Origin of the sequence: Taklimakanibacter albus (assembly GCF_016595235.1) — a bacterium.
GTDB lineage: Bacteria > Pseudomonadota > Alphaproteobacteria > Rhizobiales > Aestuariivirgaceae > Taklimakanibacter > Taklimakanibacter albus.
Genome location: NZ_JAENHL010000008.1, coordinates 1,442,021 through 1,459,237 on the forward strand (window position 1 = coordinate 1,442,021; position 17,217 = coordinate 1,459,237).

At 63.7% G+C, this 17,217-nt stretch carries 17 protein-coding genes; 9 read left to right on the top strand and 8 right to left on the bottom strand.

What is annotated here, in order from left to right:
• The first annotated feature begins 208 nt into the window (after window positions 1-208).
• Entirely contained in the window at window positions 209-1,192 is a 984-nt protein-coding gene (locus JHL16_RS29820) for a phospholipase D-like domain-containing protein (protein WP_200188511.1), read from the top strand.
• Complete coding sequence (locus JHL16_RS29825) at window positions 1,176-2,489, top strand: hypothetical protein (protein WP_200188512.1); 1,314 nt, start codon at window positions 1,176-1,178, stop codon at window positions 2,487-2,489. The genes JHL16_RS29820 and JHL16_RS29825 overlap by 17 nt, the downstream gene beginning before the upstream one ends.
• On the opposite strand, the gene JHL16_RS29830 is transcribed toward JHL16_RS29825, so the two are convergent.
• The 4 genes from JHL16_RS29830 to JHL16_RS29845 all read right to left on the bottom strand — a co-directional run bounded on the left by JHL16_RS29830 (window position 2,443) and on the right by JHL16_RS29845 (window position 6,873).
• Window positions 2,443-3,957: a GMC family oxidoreductase gene (locus JHL16_RS29830; protein ID WP_200188513.1), complete on the bottom strand. Its 1,515-nt coding sequence runs from the start codon at window positions 3,955-3,957 to the stop codon at window positions 2,443-2,445. The genes JHL16_RS29825 and JHL16_RS29830 overlap by 47 nt on opposite strands.
• A complete protein-coding gene (locus tag JHL16_RS29835) occupies window positions 3,957-5,000 on the bottom strand; it encodes an ELM1/GtrOC1 family putative glycosyltransferase (RefSeq protein WP_348647296.1) in 1,044 nt (347 codons plus the stop codon). Before JHL16_RS29835 ends, JHL16_RS29830 begins: the two co-directional genes overlap by 1 nt.
• A 9-nt stretch (window positions 5,001-5,009) precedes the next feature.
• Complete coding sequence (locus JHL16_RS29840; protein WP_200188515.1) at window positions 5,010-5,924, bottom strand: hypothetical protein; 915 nt, start codon at window positions 5,922-5,924, stop codon at window positions 5,010-5,012.
• A 175-nt stretch (window positions 5,925-6,099) separates the two neighbouring features.
• The gene (locus tag JHL16_RS29845) at window positions 6,100-6,873 is read right to left on the bottom strand and encodes an AraC family transcriptional regulator (RefSeq protein WP_200188516.1); all 774 of its coding nucleotides are present in this window, start codon (window positions 6,871-6,873) and stop codon (window positions 6,100-6,102) included.
• Window positions 6,874-6,968: 95 nt separating this feature from the next.
• Between JHL16_RS29845 and JHL16_RS29850 the strand changes: the two genes are divergently transcribed.
• On the top strand, window positions 6,969-7,877 hold the full coding sequence (locus JHL16_RS29850) for a DMT family transporter (protein WP_200188517.1): 909 nt from the start codon (window positions 6,969-6,971) through the stop codon (window positions 7,875-7,877).
• 37 nt (window positions 7,878-7,914) lie between these two features.
• Here JHL16_RS29850 and JHL16_RS29855 read toward each other — a convergent pair whose 3' ends face one another.
• The 4 genes from JHL16_RS29855 to JHL16_RS29870 form a co-directional block, all read right to left on the bottom strand.
• Complete coding sequence (locus tag JHL16_RS29855) at window positions 7,915-9,018, bottom strand: sn-glycerol-3-phosphate ABC transporter ATP-binding protein UgpC (RefSeq protein WP_200188518.1); 1,104 nt, start codon at window positions 9,016-9,018, stop codon at window positions 7,915-7,917.
• Window positions 9,019-9,089: 71 nt separating this feature from the next.
• Entirely contained in the window at window positions 9,090-9,905 is an 816-nt protein-coding gene (locus tag JHL16_RS29860) for a carbohydrate ABC transporter permease (protein WP_200188519.1), read from the bottom strand.
• Window positions 9,902-10,822, bottom strand: a complete 921-nt coding sequence (locus JHL16_RS29865; RefSeq protein WP_200188520.1) for a carbohydrate ABC transporter permease — start codon at window positions 10,820-10,822, stop codon at window positions 9,902-9,904. The genes JHL16_RS29860 and JHL16_RS29865 overlap by 4 nt, the downstream gene beginning before the upstream one ends.
• Window positions 10,823-10,885: 63 nt before the next feature.
• Window positions 10,886-12,244 (bottom strand): ABC transporter substrate-binding protein, encoded by a 1,359-nt coding sequence (locus tag JHL16_RS29870; protein ID WP_200188521.1) that lies wholly within the window; start codon window positions 12,242-12,244, stop codon window positions 10,886-10,888.
• Between the two features lie 170 nt (window positions 12,245-12,414).
• Between JHL16_RS29870 and JHL16_RS29875 the strand changes: the two genes are divergently transcribed.
• The 6 genes from JHL16_RS29875 (at window position 12,415) to JHL16_RS29900 (ending at window position 17,146) form a co-directional block, all read left to right on the top strand.
• Window positions 12,415-13,176, top strand: coding sequence for a DeoR/GlpR family DNA-binding transcription regulator (locus JHL16_RS29875; protein WP_200188522.1), 762 nt, complete (start codon window positions 12,415-12,417; stop codon window positions 13,174-13,176).
• Window positions 13,176-13,991, top strand: a complete 816-nt coding sequence (locus JHL16_RS29880) for an SDR family NAD(P)-dependent oxidoreductase (protein ID WP_200188523.1) — start codon at window positions 13,176-13,178, stop codon at window positions 13,989-13,991. Before JHL16_RS29875 ends, JHL16_RS29880 begins: the two co-directional genes overlap by 1 nt.
• A gap of 20 nt (window positions 13,992-14,011) precedes the next feature.
• Complete coding sequence (locus tag JHL16_RS29885) at window positions 14,012-15,025, top strand: SIS domain-containing protein (RefSeq protein ID WP_200188524.1); 1,014 nt, start codon at window positions 14,012-14,014, stop codon at window positions 15,023-15,025.
• Window positions 15,026-15,036: 11 nt separating this feature from the next.
• Window positions 15,037-15,852 (top strand): PfkB family carbohydrate kinase, encoded by an 816-nt coding sequence (locus JHL16_RS29890; RefSeq protein WP_200188525.1) that lies wholly within the window; start codon window positions 15,037-15,039, stop codon window positions 15,850-15,852.
• 19 nt (window positions 15,853-15,871) lie between these two features.
• Entirely contained in the window at window positions 15,872-16,648 is a 777-nt protein-coding gene (locus JHL16_RS29895; protein ID WP_200188526.1) for a glucose 1-dehydrogenase, read from the top strand.
• 156 nt (window positions 16,649-16,804) lie between these two features.
• A complete protein-coding gene (locus JHL16_RS29900) occupies window positions 16,805-17,146 on the top strand; it encodes a protamine-2 (modular protein) (RefSeq protein ID WP_200188527.1) in 342 nt (113 codons plus the stop codon).
• Window positions 17,147-17,217: the final 71 nt, after the last annotated feature.

Consider the following 17,217-nt stretch of genomic DNA (forward strand, 5'->3'; position numbering starts at 1 on the left):
AGCAGCTCGGGCAACCGGGCATTTTCATGCAGTCTTCTTTCGCAACAGTATCTTACGCTAGGATAGAGTCAATAGCCCAACCAGTCCGGCTCTTGAAAGTCTGGACCCACCTGGAACCGGTCACCTATATAGGCCCGGAATGACTCAAGTTTTTTTTGGCGGCCCGGATCAGCCACCTGGCCTCCTCCGTGATCTTCTGGCCCGCTTCGTGGACGCCGTGCCCCAGGGCGGCGAGATCCTGTGGACGACCTATTATTTCCGCGATCTCGCTCTCGCCGAGGCGCTTGTCCGCGCCAAGCAAAGGGGCGTCACCGTCAAGCTCTGCCTCGAGGCGTCACCGAAGCTCTCCACCGCCAACCAGGCGGTGCGGGCGCGCCTCACTGCCGCCGATGGCCTGGGCGACGGCTTCAAGCCCGTCAAACATCTGCTGCCGGCGCATCTGCATGAAAAGATCTACTACTTCAGCCACCCCTGGCCGGTCGTCCTCGTCGGCTCGTTCAATCCGTCCGGCAACACGCCGGAAGACCCCGAGGTGGTGCGCCGGATCGGTGACCAGGATCGCGGTCATAACTGCCTCGTCGCCCTCGACGATCCCGCCGCCGTGGCGAGCCTCAGGCAGCATGTGCTGTCGCTCCATGCCGGCGCGCAAGGCTGGCCCTTCTATTTCAACCGGGCGGCAAAATCCGATTTCAGCAGCGGCAAGCTCGGCCTCTTTCATTATCCGCGCTGGGACAATGCGGTCGTCGACCGGCTGATCGGCGAACACAAATATGACCGCATCCGAATCGCCGCGTCGCATTTTCGCGACAGGTCGATCGCAAGGCTGCTCGGCCGCCAGGTCAAGGATGGCGCCTCCGTCACGGTGATCACCCATGACACGCTGCGACGCGTGCCCAAACGCATCGAGACCTTCGCCCAGGCGCAAGGCATCGATTTCATCCGCTATGCGCATCCGGAAAAATTGCCGATGCATTGCAAGTTCATCCTGCTCGAAGCGGGAGGCGTCCGGCGTGTCCTGTTCGGCAGCATGAATCTCACCCTCACCTCGCGCTACCTCAATAACGAGCTCTTGGTGGCGCTCGACGATATGCCCGATATTTTTGCTGCATTCGAGGCGCGCTTCGCGCATATGCTGGCGGAGACCCGACAATTCAGGACCCACGCCGAAGGACATAATGGCCATCCGTCTTAAGCCGCGATCGGCGCTCCAGCGCAGCGGCTGGGTTCCGATCCCCTCGAACCGCTCGATCCTGGTCTCGGTCGCCGACCGGCCGGCGCTCGCGACCATCGAGCCGCTGCTCACCGCGTTGCGGCGCGAGCGGATTTCCGTCCTCTTCATCCCTGGCAATCCGCAAGTGAAGCAGGAGCTGATCACCCGCTTCGGCGACGCGGCGGTGATCGACGCGCCCTGGAACAACCGCGTGAGCAGCGTGATCTTCCTTCTGATGTCCCGCGCCCGCCTTCTGATCGGCGCCGGACGGATCGACGCCTTGCCCAAGCGCCTGGTGCGCGAGGCCTATCTCATGGGGATCGGCGTCGCCTTCATCGCAGGCGACAGGTCCGATGCCGATGCGCCCGACACCACGCGGCTCACCGCCGTCGATATGTGGCTGGCGCAATCGGCAGAGGTCGAGAAGGCCTTGCAAGCGCGAGGCGTCGCACCGGACCGCATCGTGCTGGCGCCGATGGGCGACCCTGCCTCCCTCGATTTGCAGTCGGCGACGATGCAGCGCCTCAACTTCCTCCTGGCGCGCCGCCCGCCCGCCCGCAATCCGCTGCAGGCGCTGGTCGCGGGCTGGCTCGACAAACCCGCCGGACGGCACCTTCTGAAACTCCGCACCGAACGCATCGAGACGCTCGATGAGCTCAGCGCCACGCTCAAGCATCCTCACGCGATCCTCTGCCTCGGCAACGGCCCGTCCTCGGAAGATCCGGCGCTGGCGCAGCAGAGCCATGACTGCCTGTTCCGCGTCAATCACCGCTGGCTCAAACGCGGTCTCTATGCCGATCCGCAGGTCGTCTTCACCGGACAGAAGCGCACGCTCTTCACCTTGCGCAGCCGGCCGATCTTCGCCTTCCAGACGCGGCGCGCCGAGGCGCTGCTCGTCACCCATCAGATCTTCAATCCGCTCTGCCGCCATATGCGCTTCGTGACGCTGGAACGACTGCAGATCCTCGGCCAGCTCGACTGGGACGGCGTGCGCCCGACCAATGGCGCGACGATGCTGGCGGTCGCCGTGGCGCTCCAACCGAAGCGGCTCGTGATCTCAGGGATCGATCTTTTCGAGGATCCGGCCGGCGCCTATCCGGGGGACACGCAGACGCCCAATGATTATGTCGTCGTCCATGAGCGCACCAGCGAGCTCGATTTCATCCTCGATACGCTCGAACGCTTCGAGGGCGAGCTCGTCATCCTGAGCAAGCCGCTGGCGGAGAAATGGGCTAGCCGATCATCTGACGGGCGAAAGTCTCGGCAATCGCCAGAATAGCGGCGTGAATGGGCCCGGCGGTCAGGCTGGGCAGCACCGATCCGTCGACGATGTGGAGATTGTCGAGCCCGCGCAGCTTCAGCTCCGTATCCACCACCGAACGCAGGTCATGTCCCATGCGGCAGGTGCCGCAGGGATGATGATGGGTGATGGCGGCCTCAGCGATGAAGCGATCGATCTCCGTTTGCGTCTGCAGCGGGCCCGGCAGGATCTCGCTTTCGCGCCACTCGGCGAGTTCGGGCCTATGACCAATCTCGCGCGCCGCGGCAAGCGCTTGCCGGAACAGGCTGCGGTCGTGCTCGGTCTGGAGATAGGCCGGATCGATGCGCAAGCGGTCGCCGGGCTCAGGCCCGGTAATGCTGAGGCTGCCGCGGCTCGTCGGATTGGTCACGCCAAAGAGAAGCGAATAAGCCGATCCGGCCGCCGGCGGCGTGAAACGCTCTGACACGATCGGGGCGATGCCGCAGCCGACGACGATCTCCGGCCGGCCGCCTCCGGTGAAATCGCCTGCATGCATATAGGCCATGGATTCGGAATGCTGCAGCCGGGACGCCGGCACGGTGCGCCTTGCGGCATAGAGATTTCCGGCGCCGAGCAGATGATCCTGCAGATTGCGCCCGATATCGGGTGCTGCGATCACACAATCGACGCCCGCATCGGTCAGGACATCCTCCGGGCCGATGCCCGAACGCATCAGGAGAGCCGGGCTTTCGAGTGACCCGGCACTGAGAATGATATTGTCGGCCGTGACTTCCGGACCGTGCATGTCCAGCGCGGTGACCCGGCTTCCCCGAAGCTTCAGGCGGCGGACGGAACGGCCGGTGAGGATCGTCAGGTTCTTCCGGCGGCGCACCGCGGGCGTCAGCCAGGCATCCGCCACCGTCACCCGCCTTCCGGCGCGGATGTTGAGGGAATTCGGCGTCACGCCGACCATCTCACCGGTATTGTGGCCGCGAATACGTGGCAGGCCGAGAGCGGCGCCCGCTTCGATGAAAGCGCGCGCGACGGGGCTCACTTCCTCGGACGGCAGATACACCGGGAGCGGTCCGCCTTTGCCATGCACGCCATCACCGCCAAGGCTGTGATCCTCGATCGCCATGAAGGCCGGCAGAAGTCTCTCCCAGCTCCAGCGCGCGTCGCCGGTCGCCTCCTCCCAGGCGGCGAAGTCCGCCGGATGGCCGCGCATATGGCCCATGGCATGGAGACAGCTCGAGCCGCCGAGGATGCGCCCGCGCGCCCAGGGATGAATGCGTCCCGCGGTCCCCGCCTGCGGCTCGGTGCGATAGTCCCAGTCAAAGCTGCGGCCCTGCAAGGCGGGCCATGCCGCGGGTTTCCAGATGTCGGGATCGGTGGCTTCGCCACCGGCCTCGATCAGCACCACATGGCGCGCCGGATCTTCGCTGAGCCGGGCTGCCAGCAACGCCCCGGCCGAGCCGCCGCCAATGATCGCCACGTCGTAGCGCGCCATCAGAACAACGCCTGAATGCGCGGCAAGATCACGTCGAGCTCATCGGGCGCGGTGAAACGCTTTTCCGCGCGCGCCGCACCGAACCAGCCGAGACGGCCTTCCCGGACAAGCCTCTCGAAGAGGCGCGGACGATCGGCACGCACCTCGATCAGGCCCGCGTCGAACAGCCACTTGGCAGGCTTCAGCCAGAAGGGACAGGGAGCTTCGCCATAGACACGCGCGAACAGGTTTTCGACGACGGCATCCTTGACCGTCGCCCGGCGCGGCAGGCGATAGACCGATACTTTTTTCCCCGCCGCCAGCGCATCGGCAACCATCGAGACGCTGTCGCTGGTCACCACGACCTCATCGGCAAGCGCCAGGAAGCGGCGATAGGGATTGTCCTCGCCTTTACGCCACAGATGCACGCGGTGCGGAGACGGAATGGCGCGGGCCAGCACCTCGCCCGCCTCAGCACCGGTGCGCGGGCTGGTGACGACGAGCAATGTGCCGCCCGTCTTGTGCTGATGGGCCAGGAGATCGCGCGCCAAGGAAGTCGCCGCCGCGCCATCGAGACGCTCGGGGACCGCCGTGCCACCGACCAGAACCGTGGTCACCGGCCGCGCGAGATCGGGCATATCGCCGCCGGCATCGGGCTGAAGAGCGGGCGCCTCAACCACCAGCGGCAGAGCCAGCTCGACGACATTCGCAGCTTTCGGCAGGCGATATTGCGCGGTGGTCAAGACGAGATCGAATTGTGCCGGATCACCGGCGGGCCGGCCGAGGCAGACCACCTTAATGCGCCCACCCGATCGTTGCTTGAGATCCCGCGCGATGACGCTGGTGCGCGCCTCGCCGCATAGAACGACATCGGGCCAGGGCGCATCGAGAGAATCGGAAGCGCCGCGGTCGAGCAGCAGCCGCGCCAGGAACGGCACGTTGGGCGGCCGGAAGACCAGCTGTTTCACAGTAGAAGGCCAGCCGAGAGCGGCCGCCAGCTTTTCCATCTGCTGGCGGTCGCCCAACCGGCTATGCGTCAGGATCCAGACCGTCCGCGCGCCCACCGCAATGGGTCAGGCTGCGAAGAGCGGCTGCTCGGCGAGCGTGCGGGTGCGCGCCAGCACGTCACGCGCGTCGTGGCGCACATGGTTGAGCTTCATCTGCTCGTCCAGCATGGCCTGGGTCACGATACCCTTATCGACGCATTCCTTGAGCAGCGCGAAGAACAGCCGCTCCTGGTTGTTGTCCGGGTGCTTGTGATAGCTGCCGAGAAGGCCATATTCGCCGAACAGCGCACGGCGCGTGCGGTGAATGATGTTCGACAGTTTGAAGGACCCGGCGCGCTCGGCGGGACGGAAGTCGACCTTGAGGCCGGTCTTCCAGGGCTGGGTGCGGCGATGCGTGTTGTGGATCATGCGCGTCTCGCGCGTCAGCGTGTCGAAGTCGTTCCACACCGGCTCGAGGATGCCGATCGAGTCCTTGGGCTCGAGCTTGAGATTGACCCAGTCGGAATAATCGCGCTTGAAGGCGAACATCTCTTCGAAGCTTTTCTCGACCTGCCAATGCTTGAGCTTGGCATTGTCGAGCAGCATGACGCTCGAGGCGAATTCCTTGGCGGTCGAGGCGCCGCGTTTGCGCGCCATGATCGCCGTGCCGTTCATCTCGCGGTTGAGCAGCGGCATGACGTCCGAGACGGCGAACACATCCGGATCGACGACGACGGAGCGGCCTTCATACCTCATCAGCTCAGGCGGCATGAAGCGCAGCACGGTGAAGGACTGGAGGTCGTCATTCACCCATTCGCGGGTGAGGCCGCCGCGCAGATATTTGCGGCCCTCATGCGCGTCGAGGAACGGATAGTCCTTGGTGTGGATGAGCTTGACGTCGAACGCGTTCTTGTCGGAGGCGAAGCGCTCGAAGGAATATTTGGAAACGAGCGCGCCGATGATCTGCTTCTCGTTCGTGTGAATGTAGATACAGGGTTTCATGTGCATTCCTATTGGATGCCGAATTTTAGAGGGACGGACGGTCATCTGCAACCCTCAGGCGGACCTCCTTCGACGCAGGGCCAGCCTTACGGACAGGGGGGTGGCCGGGCTAAACCGGCCTGCCGGAAACCAAGCGTTATAAGGGGGAGGCCGGCGGCGTCAACGCCTGCCAGGATCATTTATAGAAAGCGCTGGGCGGAATGCCGAAATGGCGGCGGAACATCGCCGTAAAGGCGCTCTGGCTGGCATAGCCGCAATCGAATGCCACATCGATGATGCGCTCGCCCAGCGCCAGTCGCTCCAGCGCCTTGAGGAGGCGCGCCTGCTGGCGCCATTGCGCGAAGGAAAGTCCGGTCTCGCGCTGGAACAGCCGATGAATGGTCTTGGCGGTCACGCCGAGGCTCAGCCCCCATGTCTCTGCCGTCGACCGGTCGTCGGGATTGGCGGTCAGCGCCTCGCAGATCCTGCGTAAACGCGGCTCCGCCGGCATCGGCAGATGGAGCGGAAGCGTCTCCCATTGGCGCAATTCGTCGAGCAGAAGAAGCAGCAGATGCTCATCGCGTGAGCCCGGCGCATAATCGAGCGGCACCTTGATCGCCGCCGTCAGCAGCTCGCGCAGCAGCGGCGAGACGGTAATGACACAGCTCGCTCGCGGCAGATTGGGCGCGGCATCCTCGGAAACAAAGACGGTCCTGATCTTCACATCACCGCGCATGAACACGTCATGGTCGAGATGGGGCGCCAGCCACACTGCCCGATTGGGCGGCACGACCCAGATTCCGGCCGCAGACCTGACGATCATCACGCCCGCGATCGCATATAGCAGCTGGGCGCGCGGATGGGCGTGGCGGCCGGTCGAGCTGCCGTCCGGATAATCGATCTCCATCGCCGCCATCGGCCGGGCGGTGGCATGAAAATCGAGATGACGGGTTCGCCTGTCGCTTTCCATGTCCCAAACTCGATAACAACTGTTCCATTAGCGAGATACTGACCCAGGCGCAATCGACTAGACGTGCCGGCCCACCACAATTCCCCGGCAGTCCCATGTTCAGAAAACAGCTCGCTCTTTTATATCCCTTCACGGCCATCGCGATTTGGGCCGGCAATGTCGTCGTGTCCCGCCTGTCGGCTCATGTCATCGGCCCGCAGGCGATCACCTTCTACCGGCTGGTTTTTGCCGTCGCTCTGATGAGTCTGTTCCTGGCGCGGCCGCTGTGGCGCAACCGGCAAGCCAGCTGGCCGCATCTCGGGCAGTTCTTCATCCTCGGCTTCCTGGCGATGTGCCTGTTCCAGAGCCTTTCCTATGTCGCCGCCGAAACGACGACGGCGACCAATATGGCGATCTTCACGTCCTTGACGCCCCTCCTCACCGTGGCGTTGAGTGCTGCGGTGCTGGGCGAGAAGCCGACCGTCGGCATGCTCGTCGGTGGCGCCCTGTCGCTCGCGGGTCTCGTTTATCTCGTCAGCGGGGGCATGCCGCTCAAGCTGATGGAGAACGGCATGCGTATCGGCGATGCGCTGATGCTCGCCGCGGCCATCGTCTACGCGCTCTATTGTGTTCTGGTGAAACGCTGGCAGATCCCGGTGTCGAGCTGGCTGTCGACCTATCAGCAGGCGCTGTGCGCTCTCGCCGTCATGTTTCCGGCCTTCCTCGCGACGCCGGCTCCGGCGCGCGCCGTCAATGAAGAGACCCTGCCGCTCATTCTCTATGCCGGCGGGGTGGCCTCGGTCGTGCTGCCCTTTCTCTGGCTGCGCGGCATCGACCGGCTGGGGCCCAGCCGCTGCGCGGCGTTCATCAATCTCCTGCCGGTGATGACGGCGGGCGCTGCTATCATGCTGCTCGGCGAACCGCTCAGATCCTATCACCTCATCGGAGGTGGCCTGACGCTGGCGGGCGTCGTGCTCGCCCAGACCTTGCGCTGTCCCTTGTCACGAACCACCGCCTCGACGTGAGACAAATACCATGGCCGATCCCTCAGTCGGCACCGGATCAGGCGGCACGCAGTCTCTGTCTTGTCTGTGGATCAAAGACATGAACCGATGCCGGGTCGGGGCGCAGGCGGATGACATCGCCGACCGTGGGCACGGGCTCGCCGCGGGTGGTGCGCAGGCTCATCGGCTGGCCGGCGGCTTTGAGATGAACCACCGCCTCATCGCCCAGCACCTCGACCATCTCCACCTCGGCAGCCAAAGTGCCTGCCGCGGCGGCGGGCTCGATACGCAGATGTTCCGGCCGGATGCCGACCAGCACCTTGGGCCAGCCGGAAACGGCGCCTTTCCAGGCCGGCGGAATGGCGACGGCCTGACCGTCGGCAATGAAGCGGCCCTTCTCGGTGTCGACGGCCATTTCCAGGATGTTCATCTTCGGACTGCCGATGAACTGCGCCACGAACACATTGGCGGGCTCGCGATAGAGCTTCATCGGCGTGTCGCATTGCATGAGATTGCTGGCACCCGCCTCAGCCAGCGGGGCGAAGACGGCGATGCGGTCGCCCATGGTCATCGCCTCGGTCTGGTCATGCGTGACATAGATCGTCGTGGTCGAGAATTTCCTGCGCAGCTTGACGATCTCGGCGCGCATGGTGACGCGCAGCTCCGCATCGAGATTGGAGAGCGGCTCGTCGAACAGGAAGGCCTTGGGTCGGCGCACAATGGCGCGTCCCAGCGCCACGCGCTGGCGCTGGCCGCCGGACAGAGCGCGCGGCTTGCGGTCGAGATAGGGCGTCAATTCGAGGATGCCCGCCGCCTCGGCGACGAGGCGATCCACCTCTGGTTTCGGCATACCCCTGATCTTCAGCGCGAATTCGATATTCTGGCGCACCGTCTTATGCGGATAGAGTGCATAGCTCTGCAGCACGATGGCGACGTCACGCTCGCGCGGCTCCAGATCATTGACGACGCGGTCGCCGATGAGAAGCCTGCCCTCGCTGACGCTTTCGAGACCCGCCACCATGCGCAAGGCGGTCGACTTGCCGCAGCCTGACGGACCGACGAAGACCATGAATTCCTCATCGGCCACTTTGAGGCTCAGATCGGTGATGACCTTGGTCGATCCATAGGACTTGCCGACCCGGTCAAAGGTGATGTCTGCCACTGAACATTCCTATCTTAAACATTGCGCATGATCTTGTCGGAAAACCGGTCCCCACTTTTCCGGATCATGCGTTATCCTTTGACGCTGCCGACTGTGAGCCCCGCCACCAGATGGCGCTGCACGAAGCCGAAGAAGAGAATCTGCGGAATGGTTGCGATGATGGCGCCGGCCGCCATGACCGGCCATTGGAAATTGCTGTAGCCGCGGAAATTGGCGATGGCGACGGAGATCGTCTCGGCATGCGAATAGCCCAGCGCCAGCGGGAACAGGAGGCCGCCCCACACCGACACGAAAGTGAACATCGCGGAGGCGACGATGCCCGGCAGGATCAGCGGCATGGTGATGCGGGTGAGGACCTGGAAATCGGTGCAGCCGTCGACGCGCGCCACGTCCTCGATATCGACGGGCACACCCTCGACGAAGCCGCGCAGCAGCCAGACGGCGAAGGGCAATGTGATGATCTGGAAGGCGAGGATCATGCCCGTCCAGGTGTCGAACAGGCCGAGGCTGCGATAGATGCCATAAAGCGGGATGAGAAAGATCATCTCGGGCAGCATGCGCAGGAACAGGATACCGATACCGATCGCCTGCTTGCCGCGAATGGGAGAGCGCGCCAGGCCATACCCCATCGGCAGGCCGAAGGCGATCGACACGATGACCGTGCCGATGCCGATCACCACCGTGTTGAGGAAGGCCGACGCGAAGCCGCGGTCGGACCACGCGTCGACATAGTTCGACCATTGCGGCGTGAAGACCCAGACCGGCGGGATCGCCGCGGCCTCGACGGGAAGTTTGAGCGATGTCCAGACCAGCCAGACCACGGGCAAGGCAAAAAGCAGCGCCAGCAGGATGAGGCTGGCATAGATGCCGATGCGAGACGCTTTCATGTCGCCTCCGCCCGTTTCGATACGCCGAGCAGCACGACCACCGTGATGCAGATGAAGGCGGCGAAGGTGACGGCGAGCGAGGTCGCATAGCCGATATGGAGATAGCCGCCGATACCCTGGGCGTAGATGTAATGCTGGGCGACCTGCGAGGCGCGCGCCGGGCCACCGCCGGTCGTGCCCCAGACAATGGCGAAGACGCGCAGGAGATCGATGACGCGGAATATCGCCGCCGTCCATAGGAAAGGCGTGATGGCGGGCAGCGTCACATGGACGAAGATCTGCCAGGCGCTGGCGCCGTCGACGCGGGCGATCTCGCGCGGCTCCTCGGGCAGACTTTGCAGGCCGGCGAGAATGATGAGGGTGATGACGCCGGTCTGCCACCAGGCATCGACCAGGATGAGGGCCGGGATGACAAGATGCGCGTCCGACAGCCAGCTGATGGCGGGGATGCCGACGAGCGACAGGAGGTAATTGACGAAGCCGAGGCTCGGATCGAGCAGCATCTTCCACATGATCGCGGCGACGATGTCGGAGATCATCAACGGGAAGATGAGGATGGTGCGGAAGAAGGCCGAGCCGGTGCTGATGGCATTGAGAAGAAGTGCGCAGACGGTGCCGAGCACCATCTCGACGACCAGCGCGCCGCCGGTGAAATAGAAGGTGTTGAGGAGCGCGTTCCAGAACAGCTTGTCCCCTGCGATCTCCACATAATTCTGGAGGCCGATGAAAGTCATGCGGCCGGTGCCGCTGCTCCAGTTCCAGTCGTTCAGGCTGACATAAAGCCCGAAGAGCAGCGGATAGAGGATGAGCGCCGACGCCGCGAGGAAGCCCGGAACGGTGAACAGATAGCCATAGAAGGCCCGCGTGCCGACGAAGGACCGGCGCGGATCGAGCACTTGGCTTGCAGCTTGAGACATCAATGAAGGCCCTGAAACGCCCCAGGCCGGAGGAGAGCCTCCGGCCTGGCTGGCATTTGCGAGTTACTTGGTCAGGTTATTCTTCTTGACGATCTTCGCCGCCTCGTCATTGAGCTCGCCCATGACGGTCTTGGAGTCCTCGCCGCCTTTCATGCGGATGACCGCGTCGATGATCCGGTCGGCGACTTCGCGGGCGCCGTCGAAATACATGTAGCCCGGCACCGACATCTTGAAGGATTCGTCCACCGCCTTGGTGAATTCGGGCGGGAAGGTCTGGGAGAGCTTCGCCCAGCTCGACGCGCGCACTGGACCGAAGGTCGCCTTGCCGGTGTCGAGGTCGGATTCCTTGCTCGTCGCCCACTGGATGAAGAGCCAGGCCGCATCCTTGTTCGGCGATTTCGCCGCCATGCTGATGCCCCAGCCCCAATGGGTGGTGGCGTGGCCGGTCTCGGTCTTGGGCACCGCGGCATAGCCGACCTTGCCCACGACCGTCGACTGCTTGGGATCGTTCAGGATGCCGGCAAAGACCGAAGCGTCGAACCAGATGGTCGCGGTGCGCCCCTGGGCGAAGCTGTTGGAGACTTCATACCAGGTGAAATTCTCGACGCCGGGCGGTCCATAATTGAGGAGCTTCGCCCACAGCTCGAAGCCTTTCACGACGGCAGGATCGGTGAAGCGCGGCGTCCAGTTCTCGTCGAAATAGAACATGCGCTGGGCCATGAAGGGACGCTCGCCCCAATAATCGGCGACGGCCGCCAGCAATTCGTCGGGCATGGTCGGGTCCTGGCCGCGGATCGCCACGGCGGCGATGCCCTTGTCCTTATAGGCGGCATCGATCTTGGCGAGCGCTGCCAGCCAGTCGTCGACCGTCTTGAGCGCCGGCACGTCGATCTTCTGCTCGGCGAAGAGATCGGTGCGGTAGAACAGCATATAGGTCTCGAGCGAGATCGGAATGCCATAGGCCTTGCCGTCCGCCGTCGGCAGCCGGAAGCCGTTGACCGTGTATTTATAGACGTCATCGAAATCGTAGTCGGGATTCGTCTTCTTCTTGTCGGCGATATAATCGTCGAGCGGCTCGATCCAGCCATTCTGATAGCCGGTGAAACCGGTCTGGTTCGGCGACAGCATGAAGACGTCGAAGGGCGGCTCACCCGAGCTCAGGCCCAGCGTCAGCCGGTCCCAGAAGGTCGCCTCGGCAAGCGCCGACACCTCGACCTTGATGCCGGTGAGCGCCTCGAATTCCGGAATGCGCTTCTCGATCGATTCCTGCCAGGGATGCGAATCGAGCAGCACCCGCAATGTCTGGCCTTCGGCCTGTTTCCAGTTGAAGGCGTCCTCGGCTGACGCGCCGCCGCCCAGCATGAGGCCGAAACCGGCCGTCAAGCCCAGCGCGGCGCTGACCAGCCGCCTGTTGATACGCATGTCGATACCTCCCTTGTTTTGTTCAAGACTGCCTTCAGGCTGAACCGATGTTCGATAATTGTCAATAACAACCATAAATCAATCATTATTCCTTGAGAATAAGCTAGACAGTCGCTATTGAATGTTTGAAACTACCATTCTCCGAACATTCTTATGGATCGAGCAACGATATGACGATTGGGCGCAACGACCGCCACAAGGCCTTGCTCGACCATCTGAGCGAGACCGGCACCGCCAGCATCGACGAGCTCTGCCGCCGCTTCGGCGTGTCGGAGATGACCATTAGGCGTGATCTGTCGGAGCTCGAGCGCGAAGGCCTTCTCATCCGCACCCATGGCGGCGCCAAGCTGATGGAGACGGCCTTTTTCGAAATCTCCTTCGCCGCCAAGACGACCCAGTTCGTCAAGGAGAAGAAACGCATCGCCGAGCGCGCCGCCGAGATGGTGCGTGACGGCGACCGGATCATCATCGATTCGGGTACCACCACCGGCCATTTCGCCCGCTGCCTGAAGGAGCGGCGCATCACGGTGGTGACCAACGCTCTCAATGTCGCGACCGACCTCATCGATTGCCGCCAGATCGACCTGCATTTCTGCGGCGGTGCGCTAAGGCGCGGTCCCGTCGCGGCGGTGGGCCAGGTGGCGGCGCGCTTCTTCGAATCCTTCCGCTGCGACCGCGTTTTCCTCGGCGTCGAGGGCATCGACAACGCCGGCACGCTGACGGTTCCCGATGTCGAAGAGGCATTGGTCAAACAGAGCATGATGCGCGCCGCGCGCGACGTCGTGGTGCTCGCCGATCACAGCAAGCTCGGGCGCAACTCGCTCGGCGTCATCGACACGCTGTCTTCGGCGCATACGCTGATCACCAGCGCTGATGCCGATCCCCGGATCCTTGGCGGTCTCCAGAAACTCACCAATGTAATCGTAGCGTGATGATGAAAACGGAAAATCAGACACTGGCGAACCAGACCGCGGTCGTGACCGGCGCCGGCGACGGCATCGGACGCGCCATCGCCCTCCGCTTGGCGGCACTCGGCGCAGAGGTCGCCATCACCGACCGCGATCTCGCCAAGGCGAAAGAAACCGCGAGCCTGATCGCCGCCGCGAAAGGCAAGGCCATCACCACTGAGCTCGACGTCACCGACATAGCGGCGCTTCCCGGCACCGTCGCGAAGCTCGCCGGCGCGCTCGGCCGCATCGATCTGTGGTGCAGCAATGCCGGGGTGAGCTCGATGAAGCGCTTCGTCGATGTCAGCGAGGCCGACTGGGACTTCAATGTCGACGTCAATGCCAAGGGGGCGTTTTTCTGCGGCCAAGCGGCGGGGCGCCAGATGCTCACCCAGACGCGGCGCGAGGACGGCCTACGCGGCAAGATCATCAATATCGCCAGCGTCGCCGGCAAGACCGGCAAAGCGGCCTTCCTGTCGCATTACATCGCATCGAAATTCGCCGTCGTCGGCATGACGCAGGCCATGGCCAGCGAATTGTCGCCGGACGGCATCACCGTCAACGCCATCTGCCCCGGCTATGTGCGCACCTCGATGCAGCAGCGCGAGATCGACTGGGAGGCGTCGTTGCGCGGCCTCACGCCCGAGGCCGTCAAGGAGCTTTATATCAAGGATACGCCGCTCGGGCGGCTGGAGACGCCAGATGATGTCGCCGGCGTCGTCGGCTTCCTCGCTTCGCCCCAGGCCGACTTCATGACCGGCATCGCGCTCACCGTGAGCGGCGGCGCCTGGATGGAATGAAAGAATTCAAGGAGAACATCATGCTGAATTTCGACGAAGCCCGCTATCTCAAGATCCAGACCGGCGCCGTGGCGCTGGCGCCGGAGATCGATGCCGTGATCGGCAAACTGCTTAAAGGTGGCGCCGACAACATTCATTTCCTCGGCACCGGCGGTGCAGCCTATCTGATGCAGCCGGCGGTGGCGCTGCTGCAGCGGCAGTCGAGTTTCCGCGCCTATGCCGGATATTCGGCCGAGCTCATCATCTCAGGCTCGGTCAATCTCAATGAGCGCTCGATCGTGGTCATCCCGTCGCGCTCGGGCACAACCAAGGAGAGCATCGCGATGCTCGCCGCCGCCAGGAAGGTCGGCGCCAAGGTGATCACGCTGGTCGGCCACAAGGACACGCCGCTCGGCGAGCAAGGCGATCACGTGCTCGTCAATTTCGTCGCCGACGATACGTCGAGCGAATCCTTCTATGTCCAGTCGCTGCTGATCGCCTTGTCGATCATGGCGCAGCGCAAGGAGATCGCGAATTACGCCACGCTCGCCCGTGAGATGGCCGCACTGCCGAAAGCGCTGCTCGAAGCCAAGCGCGCCTTCGAGGACGAAGCCAACCGGGTTGCCGGCATCATCGCCGCCTCGAGCTATCACATCTTCACCGGCGCCGGGAATACCTGGCCCGAGGCGCATTATTACGGCATGTGCATCCTCGAAGAGATGCAGTGGATCCGCACCCGCCCGGTGCACGCCTCCGACTTTTTCCACGGCACGCTGGAAGTGGTCGAAAAGGGCGTCAGCCTCTTCGTCTTCCAGGGTGAGGACCAATATCGGCCCCTGACCGAGCGGGTCATCAATTTCGCCAAGCAATATACGGATCAGCTGCATGTGCTCGACACGGCCGGGATCAAGCTTGATGGCATCGGGCCGGAGCTGCGCGCCCTCGTCTCGCCGGTGGTGCTCGCCGCCCTCCTCGAGCGCGTCAACGCGCATATCGAGGTCAAGCGCAACCATCCTTTGACCACCAGGCGCTATTACAACCGCGTCGCTTACTGACGGGGTTGCCGATGGCCGGCCTCGAGATCGCCGCTGTTGGCGACAACTGCATCGACCGCTTCACCGGCGCGGAACGTTTCTCGCTGGTGGGCGGCAATGCAGTGAATGTCGCGGTGCAGCTCTGCCGGCTCGGCCGCAAGGCCGCCTATTTCGGCGCCGTCGGCACCGATGCGGCGGGGACACGCACCGTCCGTATCCTCAGCCAAAACGGCGTCGATGTCGATCATGTGCGCACGGTTCCCGGCATCACCGCCTATACGGAAGTGGCGCGCAATGAAGAGGGCGACCGTAAATTCGTCCATGAGGAATTCGGTGTGGTCGAGGACTACCGGACCGATGCGCGGGATCTCGCGATCCTGAAATCGGCGCGCCATGTCCATATCGGCTGGCTGAATGACGATGGCGCCTTGCGCATGGCCTTGGCCGGGGCTGGAATCAGCGTCTCGCAAGATACCTCCGTCAATGCCGAAGCACGCAATCTCGGCGTCGCCGGGCTCGCCATCGCCTTCGCGACATCGGACGGTCCCAGCGCTGAAGCAGCCGCGAGGGCGCGCGAGCTGATCGCGGCCGGCGCCAGGCTCGTGGTGATCACGCGCGGTTCGCGCGGCAGTCTCGCCAGCGATGGCGACACCGTCGTCGAGCTCCCCGCTCTGCCGATCGATCCGGTCGACACGACCGGCGCCGGTGATGCTTTCATCGCCGGCTTCCTCGACGCACGCCTCAAGGCGCTGCCGCTGCTGCAGTGCCTGGAACAAGGCCGCGAGATCGCGACCCGCACCTGCCTGCATCTCGGCGGCTTCCCACAGGAACTTCACAGAGATCCCTAGAGAGAAAGAGAGAACAGCCATGACTCCGATGGACAAATTCCGTCTCGACGGCCGCAGCGTGATCGTCACCGGCGGGGCGCGCGGCATCGGCCTCGCCGTCGCCGAACTTTGCGCCGCGGCCGGCGCCGACATCGCCATCATCGACCGGCTGGAAGACCAGGGCCGCGCCTCCGCCGAGCGTCTCGCCACCTCATCGGGCCGCAAGGTGCGCTTCTATGGCGGTGATCTCGCCGACTGGCGCAAGGCGGAAGAGGTCACCGCCCAGATTGCCGATGATTTCGGCCGCCTCCATGTGCTGATGAACTGCATCGGCATCGGACCCAATACGGATGTCCTGAATATCCCGGCGCAGGAATGGGCGGATGTCATGAACATCAATGTCAATGCGCAGTTCTACATCGCGCAGGCGGTCGCCAAGCGCATGGCCGAAACGGGCGGCGGCAGCATCGTGGCGATCGGCTCCAATTCCGGCCTCATCGTCGACCGGCCGCAGCCGCAGGCGCATTACAATGCGAGCAAGGCGGCCGTGCATCAGATGGTGAAGTCGCTCGCGGTCGAGCTGGCGCCGCACAAAATCCGCGTCAATGCGGTGGCGCCCGGCTTTATCGTGACCGACATGACCAAGGATATGATCACCAAGTCGGGCTGGTATGACATCTGGACCCACAACACGCCCATGGGCCGGCTCGGCAAGCCCGAAGAGGTCGCCTATGGCATGCTGTATCTCGCCAGCGACGCGGCCAGCTTCGCGACCGGCAGCATCCTGGTCATCGACGGAGGCTATACCTGCTGGTGAAGGAGCGCACGCCAATTACGCAACGTGATAAAAGGACCGTGATCGCCGCGGGAATACCTTTCGTACGGGAACCTTTCGTTTGCCATGACGTTGCCACGAGTGTCGTGGACGCTTTGCGGGCACACAGGCAATGCTTTCAACTGAAAGGGGTGAAGCATGGATAGAAGACTGCTGCTCAAGGGCATCTTCGGTCTTGCTGGCGCTGCGGCGGTTGCTGCAGTTCTACCACAATCCGAGGCGCATGCAGGTATTCCGTCCCTGGGTCAGAAGCCGGATTCGAGCGTTCTGCCCAATCTCGAAGAACTCAAAGCCAATCCGGAAACCGGCCTCGATGAGGGCGTCGAGCTCGCATCGCATCGCTGGGATCACTGGCGTCGCCGCCGGCGGCGCAGGTGGCGGCGGCGGAGATGGCGGCGGACCTGCCGGACCTATTGGCGGCATGGCCGCTGGCGGCGCCGGTGCCGCAGACGTCCGGTCTGGATCTGGATCGGCATCTAACCTTCCATAGGCGAGCGGACCGGAGCGATCCGGTTCGCTCTTTTGTTTCGTTTCCCAGCGTCATGCTATAG

Coding starts and splice junctions, on each gene's coding strand:
- JHL16_RS29825 (WP_200188512.1), top strand. CDS start 1,176: ATGGCCATCCGTCTTAAGCCGCGATCGGCGCTCCAGCGCAGCGGCTGG.
- JHL16_RS29885 (WP_200188524.1), top strand. CDS start 14,012: ATGCTGAATTTCGACGAAGCCCGCTATCTCAAGATCCAGACCGGCGCC.
- JHL16_RS29870 (WP_200188521.1), bottom strand. CDS start 12,244: ATGCGTATCAACAGGCGGCTGGTCAGCGCCGCGCTGGGCTTGACGGCC.
- JHL16_RS29865 (WP_200188520.1), bottom strand. CDS start 10,822: ATGTCTCAAGCTGCAAGCCAAGTGCTCGATCCGCGCCGGTCCTTCGTC.
- JHL16_RS29890 (WP_200188525.1), top strand. CDS start 15,037: ATGGCCGGCCTCGAGATCGCCGCTGTTGGCGACAACTGCATCGACCGC.
- JHL16_RS29900 (WP_200188527.1), top strand. CDS start 16,805: ATGGATAGAAGACTGCTGCTCAAGGGCATCTTCGGTCTTGCTGGCGCT.
- JHL16_RS29895 (WP_200188526.1), top strand. CDS start 15,872: ATGACTCCGATGGACAAATTCCGTCTCGACGGCCGCAGCGTGATCGTC.
- JHL16_RS29860 (WP_200188519.1), bottom strand. CDS start 9,905: ATGAAAGCGTCTCGCATCGGCATCTATGCCAGCCTCATCCTGCTGGCG.
- JHL16_RS29850 (WP_200188517.1), top strand. CDS start 6,969: ATGTTCAGAAAACAGCTCGCTCTTTTATATCCCTTCACGGCCATCGCG.
- JHL16_RS29875 (WP_200188522.1), top strand. CDS start 12,415: ATGACGATTGGGCGCAACGACCGCCACAAGGCCTTGCTCGACCATCTG.
- JHL16_RS29840 (WP_200188515.1), bottom strand. CDS start 5,924: ATGAAACCCTGTATCTACATTCACACGAACGAGAAGCAGATCATCGGC.
- JHL16_RS29845 (WP_200188516.1), bottom strand. CDS start 6,873: ATGGAAAGCGACAGGCGAACCCGTCATCTCGATTTTCATGCCACCGCC.
- JHL16_RS29880 (WP_200188523.1), top strand. CDS start 13,176: ATGATGAAAACGGAAAATCAGACACTGGCGAACCAGACCGCGGTCGTG.
- JHL16_RS29830 (WP_200188513.1), bottom strand. CDS start 3,957: ATGGCGCGCTACGACGTGGCGATCATTGGCGGCGGCTCGGCCGGGGCG.